We start from the raw sequence: 1,695 nt of genomic DNA, 5'->3' as shown, positions 1-1,695 counted from the left end.
GCGGCGACCACGGGCTTGCCGAGGGTCTCCAGCGTGCGCAGGGCGCGCTTGATCCGCATCGACTTCTCGAAGACGGCGGCGGCGTCCTCGGGCCGGGCGGCCGAGAGCATCCGCAGGTCGCCGCCGGCGAAGAAGGTCTTCTTCGCCGAGGTGACGACCACGCCCCGCAGCTCGTCGCCGAGGCCGGCCAGCCGCTCCACGGTGGCCTCGAAGTCGGCCGTGAAGGCCTCGTTCATGGTGTTGACGGACTGGGTGGGGTCGTCGAGGACGAGGGTGACCACGCCGTCCTGGTCCTGCTCCCAGCGGATGGTGGTGGTGTCGCTCATGAGGTTCGGGTCTCCAGAAGGGGCCGGGGAGGGAGGTGCCGGGGCGGGATCAGATGCGTTCGACGACGGTGGCGATGCCCATGCCGCCGCCGACGCAGAGGGTGGCCAGGCCGTACCGCAGGTCGCGCCGCTCCAGCTCGTCGATCAGGGTGCCGAGGATCATCGCGCCGGTCGCGCCGAGCGGGTGGCCGAGGGCGATCGCGCCGCCGTTGACGTTGACCTGGTCGGGCCGGAAGCCCATCTCGCGGACGAACCGGAGGACGACGGCGGCGAAGGCCTCGTTGATCTCGACCAGGTCGATGTCGGCGGCCGTCAGCCCGGCCTTGGCGAGCGCCTTGCGGGTGGCGGGGGCCGGGCCGGTCAGCATGATGGTGGGCTCGGAGCCGGACACCGCCGCGGAGACGATCCGGGCGCGCGGGCGCAGGCCGTAGCGCTCGCCGATCCCGCGGTTGCCGATGGCGACCAGGGCCGCGCCGTCCACGATCCCGGAGGAGTTGCCGGCGTGGTGGACGTGGTCGATCTCCTCGACCCAGTGGTACTTCTGCAGGGCGACGGCGTCGAAGCCGCCCGCGTCGCCGATGGCGGCGAAGGAGGGCTTGAGGCCGGCCAGGCTCTCCACGGTGGTGCCGGGGCGGATGAACTCGTCGCGGTCCAGCACCACCAGGCCGTTGCGGTCGAGGACCGGCACGACCGAGCGGTCGAAGAGGCCGTCCGCCTGGGCCTTGGCGGCGCGGGCCTGGGACTCGGCGGCGAAGGCGTCCACGTCGGTGCGGCTGAAGCCCTCGACGGTGGCGATCAGGTCGGCGCCGACGCCCTGCGGGATGAAGTGGGTCTCGTAGGCGGTCATCGGGTCGGCGAACCAGGCGCCGCCGTCGGAGCCCATCTTCACCCGGGACATCGACTCGACGCCGCCGGCCAGGATGAGGTCCTCCCAACCCGAACGGACCTTGGCGGCGGCCAGGTTGACGGCCTCCAGGCCGGAGGCGCAGAACCGGTTCTCCTGGACGCCGGCCACCGTGTCGGGCAGGCCGGCCGCGATCGCGGCGACCCGGGCGATGTCGGAACCCTGGTCGCCGATCGGGCTGACCACGCCGAGCACGATGTCGTCCACCGCGGCCGGGTCGAGGTCCGGGAAGCGGCGGCGCAGTTCGTGGATCAGGCCGACGACCAGGTCGATCGGCTTGGTGCCGTGCAGCGAGCCGGTGGCCTTGCCCCGGCCGCGCGGGGTGCGGATCGCGTCGTAGACGTACGCTTCGGTGGTCACGGTGGAGAGCCTTTCGGGGTCTGGCCCGGTTGTTCGGGGCCTGGCCTGGTGGGAGTGCCGGTGGGGCCGGGTCGGGGAGTGCCGGCGGGGCCGGGTCGGGAGCGG

2 protein-coding genes are annotated in these 1,695 nt (G+C 73.1%); both read right to left on the bottom strand.

The window, feature by feature from the left end:
• The coding region (locus MCM47_RS40235; protein WP_238951784.1) for an enoyl-CoA hydratase/isomerase family protein at positions 1-326 on the bottom strand (326 nt) is incomplete at its 3' end.
• A gap of 49 nt (positions 327-375) precedes the next feature.
• Positions 376-1,590 carry an acetyl-CoA C-acetyltransferase gene (locus MCM47_RS40230; RefSeq protein ID WP_238740007.1) on the bottom strand — a complete coding sequence of 405 codons (1,215 nt, stop codon included), beginning with the start codon at positions 1,588-1,590 and terminating at the stop codon, positions 376-378.
• Between the last annotated feature and the right edge of the window lie 105 nt (positions 1,591-1,695).

This window comes from Kitasatospora sp. A2-31, assembly GCF_022288725.1.
In the GTDB taxonomy this organism is placed as follows: Bacteria; Actinomycetota; Actinomycetes; order Streptomycetales; family Streptomycetaceae; genus Kitasatospora.
This window is presented reverse-complemented; position numbering and strand designations above follow the sequence as displayed.